We start from the raw sequence: 16,452 nt of genomic DNA, 5'->3' as shown, positions 1-16,452 counted from the left end.
CTGGCACCCAACAAAAAATATTGCGTGCAGGTTTGAGCCTTGCTCAACACATTGAATAGAAAGAGGGGGAGGAACTTACGGCGGAAGGATCGTCACGGTCTGGTTTTCGGTAACTCTTGATACAGATTGATGGGGGCTCAGTAGAGGGCGCGGATTCTAAGGGAGCAACCGGATTTAAGCAAGAAAATAATGATAAATGTTACAGGATTTTAGAGAACCCGGTAGTCACCAGCTATCTCTGTCATCGATTTCGCGTTCAGCAATTTTTGCGAGACCGCGGTGTCAGTGAGTTAACGATCCGCCATCAGGATCACACTCGATGCCTTGAAAAAGGCACAGGCAGTGTCGCCCTCCCGGAGCTCCAGCTCGTCGACACTGCCGCTGGTCACCATGGCGGAAATGGATTTGCCGTCGCCCAGGCCCAGGGTGACATCGCTGTTGACCGCGCCCGGCGCAATGCGAAGCACACGGCCGACCAGTTTGTTGCGGGCGCTGGATTTCAGCTCGATATCCTTGCTCAACAGCACCCAGCTCGCCTTGATCAACGCAATGGCCGAGCCGCCCGCTTCGAATCCCAGTTCGTCCAGGCTGTCGTTGGTGATGATCGCGGTCAGGGTGTGGCTGTCGCCCAGGCGGAGGGAGACTTCGGCGTTGACCGCACCGGGCGTCACTGCGGTGATGCGGCCGCGAAACTGGTTGCGTGCGCTGGTTTTCAAGCTTCCACTTCTCACAAAGTTGGCAATATCGGCAATCGAATGCAGCCGTTTGCCTAGCTGTTCGACAAAGGCCCGGTGCTCCTCCTGCAGGGCCAGGAAGCCCCGGACGATCTGCCGGCCCAGTTCCGTGATCCGGGTACCGCCGCCGCGGGCGCCGCCCGCCGAGCGAACCACCAGCGGTTGCTCGGACAGATTGTTCATGGCGTTGACGCGATCCCAGGCAGTCTTGTAACTGATACCCATCTGCTTCGCTGCGGCGGAGATGGAGCCGCATTCATCGATGGCGAGCAGCAACCGTATCTGCGATGCGGTAAAAGTTTCCCGGTCGTCGAGAAAAAACAGATTGCCCTGCAGGGAGGGTCGGTCGTTGCCCGCCATGTCGTCCGTCAGAGCTTGAAGTCGGCCCACACGGGCGCGTGGTCGGACGGGCGCTCCATACCGCGAATTTCATAGTCTACGCCGGTACCCACGCACTTGTCGGCCAGCGGCTGGCTGGCGAGGATCAGGTCGATGCGCAGGCCGCGTTTGGGATCGCGGGAGAAGCCGCGGCTGCGGTAGTCGAACCAACTGAACACATCGTCGGTGTCCGGGTGCTGGGCGCGGAAGGTATCCACCAGGCCCCAGTCCTGGATTTTTTCCAGCCATTCGCGCTCTTCCGGCAGGAAGCTGCACTTGCCGTCGCGCAGCCAGCGCTTGCGGTTGGTTTCGCCGATACCGATATCCCGGTCGGTGGCGGAGATGTTCATATCGCCGATTACCAGTACCGGCGCATCCGGTTTGCAGGTGGTCTGCAGGTAGTCGTCCAGGTCGGCGTAGTACTTGCGCTTGGCCGGGAATTTGACCGGGTGCTCGCGGTTCTCCCCCTGGGGGAAATAGCCGTTGATCACCGTCAGTGGCTCACTGCCGCCGATATCGAATTTTCCCATCACCATGCGCCGCTGCGCATCCTCGTCCTCCTTGGGAAAACCGTATTCGCGGTCGATGAACGGAAAACGGGAGAGCAGGGCGACGCCGTAGTGGGTTTTCTGGCCGAAATAGATGACTTCGTAGCCCAGGTCGCGCACTGCGTCCACCGGGAAGTCCCGATCGGTGCACTTGGTTTCCTGCAGGCCGATGATGTCCGGTGCGTGGGATTCTGTCAGCGCCTCCAACTGGTGCAGGCGCGCGCGGATACTGTTGACGTTAAAGGAAACGACTTTCATTTTTCCCCCTGAAAAAAAGACGGAGGCCGAGCCTCCGTTGGTGTTTCTTACTTATGGCCGTAGGTAGGGTGCGCACCGCGCACCCTACAGCACTGCTGTTGTGGTTACTCGGAGTCGGCCACCTGGGGCGTCTCGTTGGCCTTGTCGGCCAGCCTGATGAAGTCGGCCATGATATAGCCGGCTTCGTTCAGGATCGGGTCGTCCTCCAACTCAATTTCCACCGGGCCGCCGACCATCGGTGTCTCTTCCGATTCGCTCTCTTCCAGCGCCTCGAAGTTCTCGTAGGTCTCCAGGCCCTTGGACTCGCGGCGGCGGTTCTCCATCACCAGCATCTCCCGGTTGAGCTCCTCGCGCTTCTGCTTGCGGGTGTTTTCATTCAGGGAAACGAACTTCCGGTCGGCGCGTTCACTCTCAAACTCAAACTGATCGCGCAGGTAGATGAAGTCCGGATCCGTGGAAGTGCGCTGTGTGTGCTTGGCTACCAGTTTCGGCAGCAATTCCTCCAGATTGAAGTAGGTGGCGTGCGGTACGGCGTGGATACGATCCCAGGGCAGGGCGGTATCGTAGGCGCTTTCACCCACCTGATCGGCGTCGATCAGCTTCGGCATCGAGATATCCGGGGTTACCCCGGCATGTTGGGTGCTGTCGCCGGACACGCGGTAGAACTTGGACTGGGTGATCTTCAATTGGCCCTCTTTCAGCGGCGCCATGGTCTGTACGGTACCCTTGCCGAAAGACTGGTTGCCCACCACCAGGCCGCGGTTGTAGTCCTGGATGGCGCCGGCAAAAATCTCGGAGGCGGACGCGGACAGGCGGTTGATCAGCACCACCAGCGGGCCGCGGTACATGGCCCGCGAGCGCGAGCGGTTGTGCCGCGAGATCTTCTCGTTGGCGTGACGGATCTGCACCACCGGCCCCTGGTCGATAAACAGATCGGTGAGCATGGTGGCTTCCTGCAGGGAGCCGCCACCATTGTTGCGCAGGTCGAGAATGATTCCGTCAACGTTTTCCTTTTTCAACTCCTCGAGCAGTTTGGCCACGTCGCGGGTGGTGCTCTTGTAGTTCGGGTCGCGGCGGCGATAGGCCTCGAAGTCGATATAAAAGGTGGGCAGGTTGATGACCCCAACCTTGTGAGTCTTCTCGCCGTCGGAGAACTCGAAGATGGCCTTTTTCGCGGCCTGGTCTTCCAGTTTTACCTTGCTGCGCTTGATCAGGATGGTCTTGTGGCTGCCGTCGCCGCCGGTGGGAATCGTCTCCAGGCGCACGAAGGAGCCGGCGGGGCCGCGGATCAGGTCCACCACGTCGTCCAGGCGCCAGCCTACCACGTCGACCATCTCGCCTTCCTTGTCCTGGCCCACTGCAACAATCTTGTCGGCGGGTTTCAGTTTGCCGGTGCGGTCGGCGGGGCCGCCGGCCACCAGGCGCGCGATTTTGGTGTACTCGTCTTCCATCTGCAGCACGGCGCCGATGCCCTCGAGGGACAGCGACATGCTCATATTGAAGTTTTCCAGCGAGCGCGGCGACAGGTAGTTGCTGTGCGGATCGTAGAGGCGCGTCAGGGAGTTCATGTAGAGCTCGAAGACGTCGTCGCTGCTCTGCTGCTTGATACGCTTCAGCTGGCCCTTGTAGCGGCGCTCGAGCAGATCGCGGATCTCCTCGTCTTCCTTGCCGGTGAGGCGCAGGTTCAGCACGCTGCTCTTCAGGCGCTTGCGCCAGAGTTCGTCGGCAGCGCTGATGGAGGCGGGCCACTGGCTCTCCTCGCGGTCCATCTCCAGGCTCTCGTCTTTGTCGAAGTCGAAATCGGGCATGCCCTTGTCGAGTTGCGAGAGGATGTTCTCCAGGCGGTCGGACACGCGCAGGCGGTATCGGTTGTAGATGGCAAAGCCGTGATCCACCTTGCCGCTGCGCAACTCGTCGTCGAGCTGGTCGCGCCACTCGCGGAATTCATTGATATCCGAGGTGAGGAAATAACTGCGTGTGGGATCCAGCGCATCGATGTACTCCTCCCACAGATCTTCCGAGATCTCGTCACCCAGTTCCAGCTTGTTGTAGTGCAGCATCTCCAGCTTGCCGACGATCTCGCGTGCAGTGCTGCCCTGGCCCTCTTCGGGTTGCAGGGCATCCACCTCGGCCAGCGCGGTCGGCGACAGCAGGGTCAGGGTAAGGAAGAAGAAGCCGGTCCGGGTGGCTGTCCTCAGGGCGGCGATCCGATTGGTAAGCATAGGGAGTCTCTTTATACGTCCTACTTCACAGGCCGTCGGCACCTTCGAGGGTGCCGGCGAACTATAGCTTAGGACAAGTATAAAGGCTGAAAGCTCCAAAAGGCATGAATTGCCTCTAATCCGAGGCAGTTGGTGCCCTGAAAGGCTAAATCGAGAGAAATTATTGCGCAATTGGGGCGAATTCGAACCCGATATACTCAACCCACCCGACATTTCCCCGCCCGCGGCGAGAAAATTGATCGCTATATGTACAAATCAGCATTGTGACTGTTTGGTCAACCTACAATCTATCTCTCTCCAGGAGGAGGGCGCCGAAAGCGGGCACACCGTCGGAAATCATCCAGCCGACAACTTTCCCCCAATCCCCTTGTCAGAGCCTGGGCAGGATACCGCGCCTCCCGCCGGAGAAATTGGTAACCTGCACCGAACGGTCACAGCCACGGATATCGACCATGCTGATAAAAACCACAAAGCCCGGTGATCTCCCGGAGAGTGCCGCCACACCGGAAACCGCCTACCTGAAACGCCGCACCCTGCTGAAGGGGCTGGGTCTCGGCGGCCTGCTGATGGCGAATTCCACGCGGGCCGGTGTGCTCGACCTGTTTTCCCCCGGCGAGGAAAAGCAATCGGACAGCGGGCGAAAGCCGCTGCAGTTCGACAGCGACCAGACCACCGCAGGCCTGACGCGGACTCCGGAAAAGAAAATCACCAACCACAACAATTTCTACGAATTCGGCACCGACAAGACCGACCCGGCGCGCAAGAGCCAGTCCCTGAAAACCGAGCCCTGGACCCTGGCCGTAGAGGGCGAGGTGGAAAAGCCGGGCAGGGTGGATGTCTGGCAACTGATGGCGGGCACCGCGCTGGAGGAACGCATCTACCGCATGCGGTGTGTCGAGGCCTGGTCGATGGTGATTCCCTGGGTGGGGTTCGAACTGGGAAAATTCCTGCGGAGGTTCCAACCCACCAGCCGCGCCAAATACGTCGCCTTCGAGACCCTGTACGACCCGGAGCAGATGCCGGGGCAGAAGAATCGCTACCTGGGCGGCGGTATCGATTACCCCTACGTGGAAGGCCTGCGCATGGACGAGGCCATGCACCCACTGACGATCCTGTCGGTGGGGCTCTATGGCAGGACGCTACCCACCCAGAACGGCGCGCCCATCCGGCTGGTGGTGCCGTGGAAATATGGCTTCAAGGGCATCAAGTCCATCGTCAAAATACGCCTGGTGGAGAAAATGCCCCCCACTAGCTGGAACAAACTGGCCCCCGACGAGTACGGCTTTTACGCCAACGTAAACCCGGCGGTGGATCACCCGCGCTGGTCCCAGGCCACCGAGCGTTTTATCGGCCCCGGCGGCCCCTTTTCGGTCAAACGCCAGGAGACGCTGCCGTTCAACGGCTACGGCGAGCGCGTAGCCTCTCTCTATTCCGGTGTGGATCTGAAGAAGTACTACTGATGGCGACGATCGAGAGAACCGGTGGCTCCCGGCCGCTGCAGTGGCGCAAAGGTGTCGCGATAACCCTGCAGATAGCGGTACATCTCGGCGCGCTGGCGCCGCTGCTGTGGCTGTTTCTCGCCATCCGGCAGGGCGCCCTGGGTGGAGACCCGGTAAAGGAACTGATCCATTTTCTGGGCCTGGGCGCGCTGCGGCTGTTGATGCTGACACTGCTGGTCTCACCCCTGGCCCGCGGCCTGTCCCTTGGCCAGCTCAACCGCCTGCGCCGGCCGCTGGGCCTCTGGTGTTTCGCCTGGGCGCTGCTGCACTTCAGTGCCTGGCTGGGGCTGGAACTGGTGTTCGACTGGTCGCTGATTGCCAGCGAACTGGTGGAGCGCACCTATATTCTGGTGGGATTTGCGGCTCTGTTGCTGTTGCTGGCACTGGCCGCCACCTCGCTGCCGGCGCTGATGCGGCGCATGGGGCGCAACTGGAAAAAACTGCACGGCTTTATCTACCCGCTGGCGTTGCTGGCCTGCTGGCATTTCTGGTGGTCGGTGAAAAGTGGCTGGATAGAGCCGGCGGCCTATCTGGCTATTGCTTTGGGATTGCTCGCGTTGAGGCGCAACGGTATTGCGCGCTGGTTACGAAGCGTGACGCCCGCCGTGGCAAAGTAATTCGATAGACTCGTTGAGACGGGATGTCCGCTTTGCTAAAGTCATCAGTGGGCTGGAATGATTTTTTCAGCAGCCTGTTAATCCATTATCACCGAGAGTGATACTTGCCATGAATGCTGTTCGGACTGTCTATCTGCTGATTGCGCTGGTACTGTTCCAGACCGCAATGGCTTTCTACGATAGCCACGAACAGCTGCAGGATATCGCCACCCATGTGCCGCCGCACCACCTGGACGGGGAGCAGACTGTCGAGTTCCCGCCGGAGCCGACCGATTTCGATACCGCCGGTTCGGACCATCCGGGCGGCCCGGATTTCTGCCACCACTGCTGCCACTGCCACGGCACCGGTGTTGTCGGCATAACCGGCCAGCTATCCGGCTTTTTCGATCCGGGTGCCCGCGTTTTGCGGGATATCGGCGATCTTTCGTTTACCTCCGATTATTTCTCCGCGCTTTTCCGCCCGCCCATAGCCTGAGTTACGTCCGCAATCCCTGAATGGCGCGCCCGCAACCTGCGCGCGCTTCTGACGACGTAACCCGGGAGTAAACCATGTTGTCTTGTTTTGCACGCACTGTTGGCGTGCTGTACTGGTGTGCCCGCTTTCTGCTGGTAGCGCCGTTGATGTTCGGGGGCGCCCAGGTACCGGCGCAGCCGCCGGACGCCGGTAACCCCCTCACCCTGACGGAAGCCATCGACCGGACCCTGGCGCAGAATCCGGAACTGGCGGTGTTCCGCTTCCGCGATGCGGCCCTGGCGGGCAGGGCGCAGACCGCCGACCTGCGCCCGCCGCTGATCCTCGGTGGCGAACTGGAAAATGTCGGCGGCGACGGTGGCAGCGACGCCGCCGAGCTGACCGTGTCCCTGTCCTCGGTAATCGAACTGGGCGGCCAGCGTGCCGCTCGGGTGGATGTCGTCTCCGCCCGGCGCAGCCTGCTGGCGGCGGAGGAGCAGGCGGCGGCCCTGGATCTGTTGGGCGAGGTGATCCGGCGCTACGTGGATGTACTGGCGGCGCGGGAGCGGCTCGCGCTGGCAAGCGATTCGGCCGCACTCGCGGACGATACCCTGCTCGCGGTGGAACAGCGGGTGCAGGCCGCGGCTTCGCCGCGGTCGGAAGCGCTGCGTGCCCGCGCGGCCAGGAGCCGGGCGAGCCTGGCGGTGCAGTCGCGGCAGCGGCAATTGGCTGCCCGCAAGCTGGCGCTGGTCTCCCTGTGGGCCGGCGATAGTACCGCTTTCAGCGTGGATCCCGCCGGGCTTTACCGACTCCCCCCATCCGCCGGCTTCGCCGAACTCTATGCCCGCGCGCAGCGGAATCCCGCCATTGCCCGCTTCGCCTCCGAAGAGCGGCTGCGGGCAGCGGAACTGCGCTTGGCGGAGACGGAATCCAGCCTGGACATCGGTTGGTCCGCCGGCATCCGCCATTCCCGCGAAATTGACGAAACCACGCTGGTGGCCGGTGTTGAGTTGCCGCTTTTTCCCGGGCGCCGCAATGCCGGCGCCGTCGCCTCCGCACTGGCGGAGCGACAACAGGTGGCCGCCGAGCGCGAGGCCGCACTGCTGCGCCTGAAGAGCCGCCTGTACCGCGCCGTCAGCGGTCGGGAGCAGGCATTGGCGGCGGTGGAAATGCTGCGCAACGACGTGGTGCCGATCCTGAGCGAGGCATTGGCGGAAGTGGAGCGCGCCTATCGCCGCGGCCGCTACTCCTATCTGGAATGGGTGGCCGCCCGGGAAGAATTGATCGGCGCCCGCCGCGCAAAAATCGAAGCCGCTGCCGCAGCACTGCGCTACGGCGCCGAGATAGAACAGATGACGGCCGCACCGCTGTTGCCAGCGGGTGCGGAGCCGAAGAAATGAAAAGAGATACCGATTTGATGATGAATACAGAAAAACAGCCTGGGTTTCGTGGGGTGCGCCTGTCGGCGCGGCTCATGGCTGCCCGCAGTAGTCTCGCACTGTTGCTTGTGTGCTTTATCGCCGCCTTGTCGAACCCGGCATTCGCCTCCGGCGATCACGCCGGCCGCGGCGAGAACCACGTCAATATCGATAGCGCCATGGCCGACAGGGCCGGCATCGAAACCGCCGTCGCCGGCCCGGGGGAAATACGCCGCACGATCACCCTGTACGGCAAGACTGCGCTGGCCCACGGCAATCTCAGCCATGTGCACGCGCGTTTTCCCGGCTCCATCGTGTCCGTCGCGGTGGAAATCGGCGATCGGGTGCGCAAGGGACAGACGCTGGCGAAGATCGAATCCAACGACAGCCTGCAGGTCTACGCGATCACCGCGCCCATCGCCGGCCAGGTGATCGACAAGCGGGCCAGTCGCGGCGAATACAGTGGCGAGCGTGAACTTTTCACCATTGCCAACTACGACCGCCTCTGGGTGGAATTGCGGGTCTTTCCCGGCCAGCAGCCGCAGATAGAGCGCGGCCAGCAGGTGACGCTGAGCAATGGCGACCGGCAGTTGCAAGCGGAAATCGGCAACCTGGTACCGGCCTCCGGCGGGCAGCCGTTCAAGCTGGCGCGCGCATCCATCGACAACCGCGAGCTGGGCTGGCCCGCGGACCTGATGCTGGAGGGCCGGGTACTGGTGGAGCGGGTGAAAGTACCGCTGGTAGTGGAGAACCGCGCGCTGCAGCCGCGGGGCGGGCGACAGGTGGTGTTTGTGCAGAAGGACGACAGCTACCAGGCGCGCCCGCTGAAACTGGGCCGCTCGGATGGCCGCGTCACCGAAGTGCTCGGCGGCCTCAAGGCCGGCGAGCGCTATGTCACCGCCAACAGCTACCTGATCAAGGCCCATCTCGAAAAATCCGGCGCATCCCACGCTCACTGATGGAGACTGGCAATGATTGAAGCGATTCTGCGCCTCTCCATAGAGCGGCGCACCCTGATGCTGTCCCTGGTGCTGGTGCTGATCGGCGCGGGGCTCTGGAGTTACCAGCGGCTGCCCATCGACGCGGTGCCGGATATCACCAATGTACAGGTGCAGATCAATACCGAAGCCCCGGGCTACTCGCCGCTGGAGGCCGAGCAGCGCATCACCTATCCCGTGGAGACGGCGCTCGCGGGCCTGCCCGATCTCGCCTACACGCGCTCGCTGTCCCGCTACGGCCTGTCTCAGGTGACGGCGGTCTTCGAGGAGGGCACCGATATCTATTTCGCCCGCAACCTGATCGACGCGCGGCTGGGCGCCATCAAGAGTGCACTGCCACCGGGCTTGCAGCCGGAAATGGGGCCCATCGCCACCGGTCTGGGCGAAATCTACATGTATACGGTGGAGGCCTTGCCGGATGCGACGCAGCCGGACGGTAGCCCCTTTGATGCCACCGCGCTGCGGGAAATCCAGGACTGGATCATCAAACCGCAGTTGGCGCTGGTGCCGGGCGTGATCGAGGTCAACACCATCGGCGGCTACGACAAGCAGTACCACGTGACGCCGGACCCGCGCCAAATGCTGGCCTTCGGTCTTTCCATGAAAGACGTGAGCGAGGCCCTGCGGCGCAACAACGACAATCGGGGTGCCGGTTTTGTCGAGACCAACGGCCGCCGCCTGCTGGTGCGTTCGCCCGGCCAACTGCAGGGCATTGCCGATATCGAAAATGTGGTGGTGGCCAACCGCGACGGCGCGCCGGTAAAAATTGCCGATATCGCCGGTGTCGCCATCGGAAAACAACTGCGCACCGGCGCCGCCACCCGCGACGGCCGCGAAACCGTGCTCGGCACCGCGATGATGCTGGTGGGGGAAAATTCCCGCGCGGTGGCCCGGGATGTGGCCGCCGCGCTGGAAAAAATAAAACCCTCACTGCCGGAAGGCGTGCGCCTGGAAGCGGTCTACGACCGCACAACGCTGGTGGACAAGGCGATAGTCACGGTGCAGAAAAACCTGGTAGAGGGCGCGCTGCTGGTGATCGCCGTGCTCTTCCTGCTGCTGGGCAACTTCCGCGCGGCGCTGATCACCGCGGCAGTGATTCCTCTATCGATGCTGGCGACCATTACCGGCATGGTGCAGACCGGCGTGTCCGCCAACCTGATGAGTCTCGGCGCGCTGGATTTCGGCCTGATCGTAGACGGTGCGGTGATTATCGTCGAGAACGCCATCCGGCGCCTGGCGGAGGCCCAGCGTCGCGCCGGCGGCACATTGCCGTTGCGGGAGCGACTGGAGCTGGTGTTCCATGCCACCAACGAAGTGATTCGCCCCAGCCTGTTCGGGGTGCTGATCATTACCGTGGTCTATATCCCGCTGTTTTCGCTCACCGGCGTGGAGGGGCGGATGTTCCACCCCATGGCGGCGACGGTGGTGATGGCGCTGCTGTCGGCGCTGGTCATGTCGCTGACGCTGGTACCGGCGGCGGTGGCGGTATTCCTCACCGGCAGAATCAGCGAGCGGGAAAACCGGCTGATAGTCGCGGTGAAATCCGTCTACCGGCCGCTGCTGCTGGCGGCGATGAAGGTGCGCTGGCTGGTACTGTCGGCGGCGCTGGCGCTGGTGCTGGTCTGCGGTTGGCTGGCCAGCACCCTGGGTTCCGAATTTATTCCGCAACTGAACGAGGGGGATATCGCCCTGCACGCGCTGCGGATTCCCGGTACCGGGCTGGATCAGTCGGTGGCAATGCAGGAAACCCTGGAAAAGCGGATAAAAGAGTTTCCCCAGGTGGACAAGGTGTTCGCCAAAATCGGCACCCCGGAAGTGGCCACCGATCCGATGCCGCCGAACGTGGCCGACAATTTCGTGATCCTGAAACCGCGCGACCAGTGGCCGGACCCGGACCTGTCGCGGCAGGAGTTGATCGACGAAATCGAGTCGGCGGTGCGCGAACTGCCCGGCAACAACTACGAATTTACCCAGCCGATCGAGATGCGCTTCAACGAATTGATTTCCGGCGTGCGCGCGGATCTGGGGATCAAGGTGTTCGGCGACGACCTGGACCAGTTGGTGATCTCGGCGAAAGAGATTCTCGCTGAGATCCGGCAGATCGACGGCGCCGCGGATGCGCGCATCGAACAGGTTGAAGGCCTGCCGGTACTCTCGGTGGTACCCAAGCGGATCCAGCTCGCCCGCTACGGCCTGGATCTGCGGACGCTGCAGGACCTGGTGGCCACCGCCATCGGCGGTGAGCGCGCCGGGCTGATCTACGAGGGCGATCGGCGTTTCCAGTTGGTGGTGCGTCTGCCGGAAAATATCCGCCGCGACCGGGACCGGCTCGGCGACCTGCCGGTGCCCCTGCCCGATGGCGGCTTCGTGCCGCTGTCGGAAGTGGCCAGCCTGGAAATGGCGCCGTCGCCGAACCGGGTCAGCCGCGAAAACGGCAAGCGGCGGGTGGTGGTGACCGCCAATGTGCGCGAGCGGGACCTGGGTTCCTTCGTCGACGAAGCCAGGGCGCGCATCGCCGAGAAAGTGACCCTGCCGCCGGGCTACTGGCTGGACTACGGCGGCACTTTCGAGCAGCTGGAATCCGCCAGCCGGCGCCTGTCGCTGGTGGTGCCGGTGACCCTCGGTGTGATCCTGATGTTGCTGGTCACCGCCTTCGGTTCACTGCGCGATGCCCTGATCATTTTCACCGGCGTGCCGCTGGCGCTCACCGGCGGCGTGCTGGCGCTGTGGCTGCGCGGCATGCCGCTGTCGATCTCCGCCGGCGTGGGCTTTATCGCCCTGTCCGGCGTGGCGGTGCTGAACGGCCTGGTGATGCTGTCGTTTATCCGCGAACTGCGCCGCGAGCGCGGGGACCTGCTCTCCGCGATCGTCGACGGCGCGCTGATCCGCGTGCGTCCGGTCCTGATGACCGCACTGGTGGCCAGCCTCGGCTTCGTGCCTATGGCTCTGAATACCGGCACCGGCGCCGAGGTGCAGCGGCCGCTGGCCACGGTGGTGATCGGCGGGATCATCTCCTCGACGCTGCTGACGCTACTGGTGTTGCCGCTGTTGTACCGGATTGTGCACGGCGACAGGGTAGGGCGTGAGGCCAATGATGTCGGCAATCCATAGAGTCCAGCAGTTCCCGTTTCCTTACTGCGATTCACCGTTTTTGTAAGATGGGCAAAACCGGAGCCTGCCCATCAAAGGGCCGAAAGATGGGGGCGTCGCTTCGCCCCTTGGCCGAGTCTAGTGGTTCATGCGGTAAGTTCGGTGACTCTAGCTCACAGCCACAGGTTCCAGGGCAAGGCGAAAAAGCGCAGGACTAGCAGCGCTGATTCAAGCTTTTTTAACGCAGCACTGGGGCCTGTGGCGAAGAGATAGTGTTACAGAATTTACCGCATGGACCACTAGTGTGCCGTGCGGGAAGTTCGCGAACAAAGGAGCACAGCCAAAGCGCTCAGATCAAGGCGAGAAAGCGCTGGAATAGCAGCGTTATTTCAAGCTTTCTCAACGCAGAGCTGGGCGTTTTGGCGCAGCGAACTGTTTGCGAACTTCCCGTACGGCACACTAGGGGCTACCTCTTTGCCAGGTTCAGGCATCCTTCTCTTCGAACGCTTCGAGCTGCCCCTTGCCGCTGGGCGAAGTGGGGGACGGCGTCTCCTCACAAGTGCCTTCAGGCACGTATTTCCAGGCATCGCCCTGGTAATCCCTGGTGGAGGTACCCGCGCAACTGGTGCCGGGGCCGGCCGCGCAGTCGTTCTGTCCCTTCAGGGCAATGCCGTAGCATTTTTCCATGTTCTCCTTGTCTTTCATGTCTTTTGCCATCTCTTTCTCGCCCTCGTCGCGGGCGCAGGACGATACGGCGGCAATCGCTACCGCGCTGCTCAGGGCGAGGGCCAGAGAGGTGGATGTCGTGTTTCTGTTCATGATGGCATTCCTATTCAGTTTGACGGGAAATCATTGGGGACCACTCAGTCGAGCTGCTCAGATTACTTCGCTGCAGCTGGGGCCCGGATACATCTAATAGTGTAGATACTGAGGCGGCTCTGTAGATTCATCGCCGCTATCGAGCGGAAAGCCGATTGACGCGCCGCGGGTCGGGAACATTCAGCTTTTTCCCGACGCCTCGTGCCACTCAATCCGGTGAAAATCGAAACCACTCTCCAGGGTGGGCTTGATCACCGCGAAGTACGGCGAAACATCGAAGTCCCGCGGCGTGAACAGGCTGTGGTGGCGGATATGGAACAGCTCGCGGATGTTTTCATCTTGTGTCGGCAACTGTTCCACTTCCGGAAGAATGGGGTAGCGAATCGACTGGAACGCCTGGGCGATCAGCGTGGAGCAGATGGCCCGCGACGGATCGCCGCTGCCGAGCGCGATCATGCGCCGCCGGTAGCGCGAGGGCACCGGCGGTGTCGGCAGCAGGTAGCGCGCCAGGTCGAAAATATTGCGCATATCGTACTGGTGGCTGATGCGTTTTCTAGCGTAATCGATCACCTGCCGCCGCTCCTCCGCGCTGAGGCGGAAGGGCCGACAGATACGCGTGTGCATGTCGGCAAAGTTCTGCAGGCCGACACTGCGTACGCCGTCCACGGTATCCACCTCCACAAAACACGCCCGCTCGTCGCCGCCCACATAGAGGGCGGCGTGGGACCAGGTGGACTGGGTCAGGTACTTGATCGCGGTGCTGAAGCGGGTGTTGCCCTCTACCAGCAGCACATCAGCCGGCTGCAGGCAGGCGCGCAATTGTTCGATGGGCGTGGCCGTTGCGGCGGTGGGGGCGCGGTGGGGCTTTTCGAGATAGCGCGCCAGCCATTTGCCGAGAACACTTAGAACGCGATTCAACAGTTACCTTCCCGCGCCTTCGCTCGAGCGCCGCTTGAACCAGGCATCCAGGGAAATGCGCCCCGGCCCCATGGCCATCAACATCAGAAGTACCGCCGCCCAGGTGCCGTGGGTGGGCCAGGCGCCGGGGTAGACGAAGATCTGGATCACGGCCGTCATCACCAGCAGCGCCAGTGCCGCAAAGCGCGTGCCCAGGCCGAACAGCAGCATCAGCGGGAACAGGTGTTCGGCGGTGGCGGCCAGTATTGCGCCCAGTTCCGGAGAGATCAGCGGCAACTGGTACTCCTCCTCAAACAGCATCACCGCCGAGCCGGACAGTTGCGGCCAGCCCAACTGGAAAGTGCCCTCGAAAAGGTCGACAGCCAGGCCCTCCACCTTTGTCTGCCCGGATTTCCAGAAAACGCCGGCAATGGCGAGGCGGCCCAGCAGGGCAGTCAGACTGTAGGGGATGCGGCTCAGCCGGCCGTTGACGCCTTCGGCGAATCGACACAGGGATTGGAAAACGGTCATGGATCGGGTTCCTCGGGTTATTGTTCGACGGCGGTGATCATCTGCTCGCGCAGCAGCACGGCCAGGCAGGCGGAGAGATCGAATTCCGGGTCCGATTGCAGGGCCCGCTCCGCGGCTTCGGCAAAGGTGGCACGGCGCTGCAGGGCATCGGCGAAGTGGCAGTCGCCGGCGCGCATTCTGAGCACCGCCACCTGCAGGCCGCTGCGGAGTATCCAGGTGTTTTCCGCGCGGGCCACGTCCACGCCATCCAGATCGCCGGCGTTCTGATAGGTCGCCCATAGGGAGGCGACGGCCCAGGGAGATTGCAGTGTATGCAGTGACGGGTGCAGAGAGAAGCGGCTGGCCGGCAGGGCATCGGTGTCCTCCAGCAATGCCTGTATTTTCTCCGGGGCCACCGGTTCCGCGTCTGTCGCGTGGTAGGCGCGGGTACAGGCCAGCTCCAGCCGCGCGGTATCCGCCAGCCACGGTTGTGCCTCCGCCGGAGGGAAATCTGCCAGGAACGCCGGAAAATCAGCGCCGTATTCCGCCAGCAGCGGGCTGCGCGGCGGTGCGGCGCGGACAAATTCGCGCGCCATGCCGCGAAAGAGCGCCTCGCCCGCCAGTTGCTGTGTGACCGGGAATGCGGACGCGAGTGCCTCTATCAGCGACACGGTGACGTTGTTGCGGTAGACCGCGAAGCGATGCGCCGGATCGGAGCCGTTCCAGGCTCTCAGCCCGGCGGGAGTGGGCTGGTCCGGGTCCAGCAGCGCGGTGGTCCATTCGGCCCACCCGGTTTCAGCTTTCATTGGATGGCTCCGGCAGTGATTGAAGCAGCGCTTCCGCGCGCTGCGCCTCGGCGAGCAGGGTGTCCAGCCCGGGCACGTCGTTGTCCCACTCGATCAGCGTGGGCAGGCGGCCGGTCCGTTCCAGCAACTCGGCATAAAGCTGCCATACCGCCCGGTCCACCCGGCTGCCGTGGTTGTCGATCAGCAATGGTGCGCCGGCGGCGTCGCGGTCGCGGGAAAAGCCGGCCAGGTGGATTTCACCCACCGAATCCAGCGGCAGGGCCGCCATGTAGGAGCGGGCATCCCGGTGGTGGTTGATACAGGAGACGTAGACATTGTTCACGTCCAGCAGCAGGCCGCAGCCGCTGCGCCGCACCAGCTCGCCGATAAAGTCCGTCTCGCAGTAGTCGGACTGCTCGAACTCCACATAGGTGGCGGGGTTTTCCAGCAGCATGCGGCGGCCGAGGAAGTCCTGCACCTGTTCGATATGTTCACACACGCGGGTGAGCGCGGCTCCGGTGTACACCAGTGGCAGCAGATCGTTGACAAAGGTGCCGCCGTGGCCGGACCAGGCCAGGTGTTCGGAAAAGGAATGCGGCTGGTAGCGATCCAGCAGTGTGCGCAGTGCCTTCAGGTGCGCCGGGTCCGGCGGTTCCTTGCCACCGAGGGACAGGCCCACACCGTGAACGGACAGCGGATAGTCTTCCCGGATACGGCCCAGATAGTGGTGAAAGGGGCCGCCGGCGACGAAATAGTTCTCCGCGTGTATCTCGAAGAAACCGATATCCGGCGCCGATTCCACGATACCGGTGAAGTGTTGTGGCTTCAGCCCCACGCCGGCGCGGGACGGCAACCGAGTGCCGGCCGCGCCGGGGGGAGCGCCACGGGAATCATCCGCTGTCATTGTATGGCGCTCCCGCCCGACTCAGGCGCTTTTTTCCTTGAAGGGTTTCAGTTGGCCCTTGCCGGTGGGGGAGGTGAGTTTGCGATTCATGATGGAACTCCTGTTCAATGTAGGAGGGATGGATCGCTAACCGATCCGGTTGGCGTATCGGCCGCTTACGGTGGTTTCGTTGCCGCAAAGGTGCGATCTGTTACACCCCAAGTGTAGATAGTGAGATCGCCTTACCTCCCGGCGCTGAACCGATCAATCCAACTGACAGGCTATTGCCGCCGGAATCAAAAGCTCTATTGGCATTCGCACCCCGGCAACGGTGACTGATCCGTG

The 16,452-nt window shown here is 62.7% G+C and carries 14 protein-coding genes; 6 read left to right on the top strand and 8 right to left on the bottom strand.

The features are described from left to right. Positions 1-290 precede the first annotated feature (290 nt). The 3 genes from OQE62_RS05270 to OQE62_RS05260 form a co-directional block, all read right to left on the bottom strand. Positions 291-1,124 carry a TOBE domain-containing protein gene (locus OQE62_RS05270; RefSeq protein WP_265720955.1) on the bottom strand — a complete coding sequence of 278 codons (834 nt, stop codon included), beginning with the start codon at positions 1,122-1,124 and terminating at the stop codon, positions 291-293. Continuing rightward, the gene (xthA, locus tag OQE62_RS05265; protein WP_265720954.1) at positions 1,103-1,918 is read right to left on the bottom strand and encodes an exodeoxyribonuclease III; all 816 of its coding nucleotides are present in this window, start codon (positions 1,916-1,918) and stop codon (positions 1,103-1,105) included. Before xthA ends, OQE62_RS05270 begins: the two co-directional genes overlap by 22 nt. 104 nt (positions 1,919-2,022) lie before the next feature. Continuing rightward, the gene (locus OQE62_RS05260; protein ID WP_265720953.1) at positions 2,023-4,140 is read right to left on the bottom strand and encodes a carboxy terminal-processing peptidase; all 2,118 of its coding nucleotides are present in this window, start codon (positions 4,138-4,140) and stop codon (positions 2,023-2,025) included. A 452-nt stretch (positions 4,141-4,592) separates the two neighbouring features. Between OQE62_RS05260 and msrP the strand changes: the two genes are divergently transcribed. The 6 genes from msrP to OQE62_RS05230 all read left to right on the top strand — a co-directional run bounded on the left by msrP (position 4,593) and on the right by OQE62_RS05230 (position 12,234). Further along, positions 4,593-5,600, top strand: coding sequence for a protein-methionine-sulfoxide reductase catalytic subunit MsrP (gene msrP, locus OQE62_RS05255; RefSeq protein WP_265720952.1), 1,008 nt, complete (start codon positions 4,593-4,595; stop codon positions 5,598-5,600). Further along, positions 5,600-6,256, top strand: coding sequence for a protein-methionine-sulfoxide reductase heme-binding subunit MsrQ (locus OQE62_RS05250; RefSeq protein ID WP_265720951.1), 657 nt, complete (start codon positions 5,600-5,602; stop codon positions 6,254-6,256). Before msrP ends, OQE62_RS05250 begins: the two co-directional genes overlap by 1 nt. Before the next feature lie 109 nt (positions 6,257-6,365). Continuing rightward, a complete protein-coding gene (locus OQE62_RS05245) occupies positions 6,366-6,731 on the top strand; it encodes a hypothetical protein (protein ID WP_265720950.1) in 366 nt (121 codons plus the stop codon). A 74-nt stretch (positions 6,732-6,805) separates the two neighbouring features. After that, on the top strand, positions 6,806-8,107 hold the full coding sequence (locus tag OQE62_RS05240) for a TolC family protein (protein WP_265720949.1): 1,302 nt from the start codon (positions 6,806-6,808) through the stop codon (positions 8,105-8,107). Continuing rightward, positions 8,104-9,084 (top strand): efflux RND transporter periplasmic adaptor subunit, encoded by a 981-nt coding sequence (locus OQE62_RS05235; RefSeq protein ID WP_265720948.1) that lies wholly within the window; start codon positions 8,104-8,106, stop codon positions 9,082-9,084. The genes OQE62_RS05240 and OQE62_RS05235 overlap by 4 nt, the downstream gene beginning before the upstream one ends. 12 nt (positions 9,085-9,096) lie before the next feature. Next, positions 9,097-12,234: an efflux RND transporter permease subunit gene (locus tag OQE62_RS05230; protein ID WP_265720947.1), complete on the top strand. Its 3,138-nt coding sequence runs from the start codon at positions 9,097-9,099 to the stop codon at positions 12,232-12,234. A gap of 462 nt (positions 12,235-12,696) precedes the next feature. Here OQE62_RS05230 and OQE62_RS05225 read toward each other — a convergent pair whose 3' ends face one another. The 5 genes from OQE62_RS05225 to bufB all read right to left on the bottom strand — a co-directional run bounded on the left by OQE62_RS05225 (position 12,697) and on the right by bufB (position 16,128). Beyond that, positions 12,697-13,032: a BufA1 family periplasmic bufferin-type metallophore gene (locus OQE62_RS05225; RefSeq protein ID WP_265720946.1), complete on the bottom strand. Its 336-nt coding sequence runs from the start codon at positions 13,030-13,032 to the stop codon at positions 12,697-12,699. Positions 13,033-13,212: 180 nt separating this feature from the next. Next, the gene (locus tag OQE62_RS05220; protein ID WP_265720945.1) at positions 13,213-13,950 is read right to left on the bottom strand and encodes a YiiX/YebB-like N1pC/P60 family cysteine hydrolase; all 738 of its coding nucleotides are present in this window, start codon (positions 13,948-13,950) and stop codon (positions 13,213-13,215) included. Positions 13,951-13,953: 3 nt separating this feature from the next. Further along, positions 13,954-14,460 (bottom strand): DoxX family protein, encoded by a 507-nt coding sequence (locus tag OQE62_RS05215; RefSeq protein WP_265720944.1) that lies wholly within the window; start codon positions 14,458-14,460, stop codon positions 13,954-13,956. Positions 14,461-14,477: 17 nt separating this feature from the next. After that, positions 14,478-15,245, bottom strand: a complete 768-nt coding sequence (locus OQE62_RS05210) for an HvfC/BufC N-terminal domain-containing protein (protein ID WP_265720943.1) — start codon at positions 15,243-15,245, stop codon at positions 14,478-14,480. Then, entirely contained in the window at positions 15,235-16,128 is an 894-nt protein-coding gene (bufB, locus tag OQE62_RS05205; protein WP_265720942.1) for an MNIO family bufferin maturase, read from the bottom strand. The genes OQE62_RS05210 and bufB overlap by 11 nt, the downstream gene beginning before the upstream one ends. Positions 16,129-16,452: the final 324 nt, after the last annotated feature.

The sequence above is a fragment of the Microbulbifer halophilus genome (assembly GCF_026183675.1).
GTDB lineage: Bacteria > Pseudomonadota > Gammaproteobacteria > Pseudomonadales > Cellvibrionaceae > Microbulbifer > Microbulbifer halophilus.
The sequence above is the reverse complement of the archived record's forward strand: the minus strand, read 5'-3'. Positions and strand labels throughout refer to the sequence as shown.

What these genes read in the sequence shown, in the direction of transcription:
- OQE62_RS05240 (WP_265720949.1), top strand. Translation starts at nt 6,806, where the DNA reads ATGTTGTCTTGTTTTGCACGCACTGTTGGCGTGCTGTACTGGTGTGCC.
- OQE62_RS05210 (WP_265720943.1), bottom strand. Translation starts at nt 15,245, where the DNA reads ATGAAAGCTGAAACCGGGTGGGCCGAATGGACCACCGCGCTGCTGGAC.
- OQE62_RS05225 (WP_265720946.1), bottom strand. Translation starts at nt 13,032, where the DNA reads ATGAACAGAAACACGACATCCACCTCTCTGGCCCTCGCCCTGAGCAGC.
- OQE62_RS05235 (WP_265720948.1), top strand. Translation starts at nt 8,104, where the DNA reads ATGAAAAGAGATACCGATTTGATGATGAATACAGAAAAACAGCCTGGG.
- OQE62_RS05215 (WP_265720944.1), bottom strand. Translation starts at nt 14,460, where the DNA reads ATGACCGTTTTCCAATCCCTGTGTCGATTCGCCGAAGGCGTCAACGGC.
- bufB (WP_265720942.1), bottom strand. Translation starts at nt 16,128, where the DNA reads ATGACAGCGGATGATTCCCGTGGCGCTCCCCCCGGCGCGGCCGGCACT.
- xthA (WP_265720954.1), bottom strand. Translation starts at nt 1,918, where the DNA reads ATGAAAGTCGTTTCCTTTAACGTCAACAGTATCCGCGCGCGCCTGCAC.
- OQE62_RS05245 (WP_265720950.1), top strand. Translation starts at nt 6,366, where the DNA reads ATGAATGCTGTTCGGACTGTCTATCTGCTGATTGCGCTGGTACTGTTC.
- OQE62_RS05250 (WP_265720951.1), top strand. Translation starts at nt 5,600, where the DNA reads ATGGCGACGATCGAGAGAACCGGTGGCTCCCGGCCGCTGCAGTGGCGC.
- msrP (WP_265720952.1), top strand. Translation starts at nt 4,593, where the DNA reads ATGCTGATAAAAACCACAAAGCCCGGTGATCTCCCGGAGAGTGCCGCC.
- OQE62_RS05230 (WP_265720947.1), top strand. Translation starts at nt 9,097, where the DNA reads ATGATTGAAGCGATTCTGCGCCTCTCCATAGAGCGGCGCACCCTGATG.
- OQE62_RS05260 (WP_265720953.1), bottom strand. Translation starts at nt 4,140, where the DNA reads ATGCTTACCAATCGGATCGCCGCCCTGAGGACAGCCACCCGGACCGGC.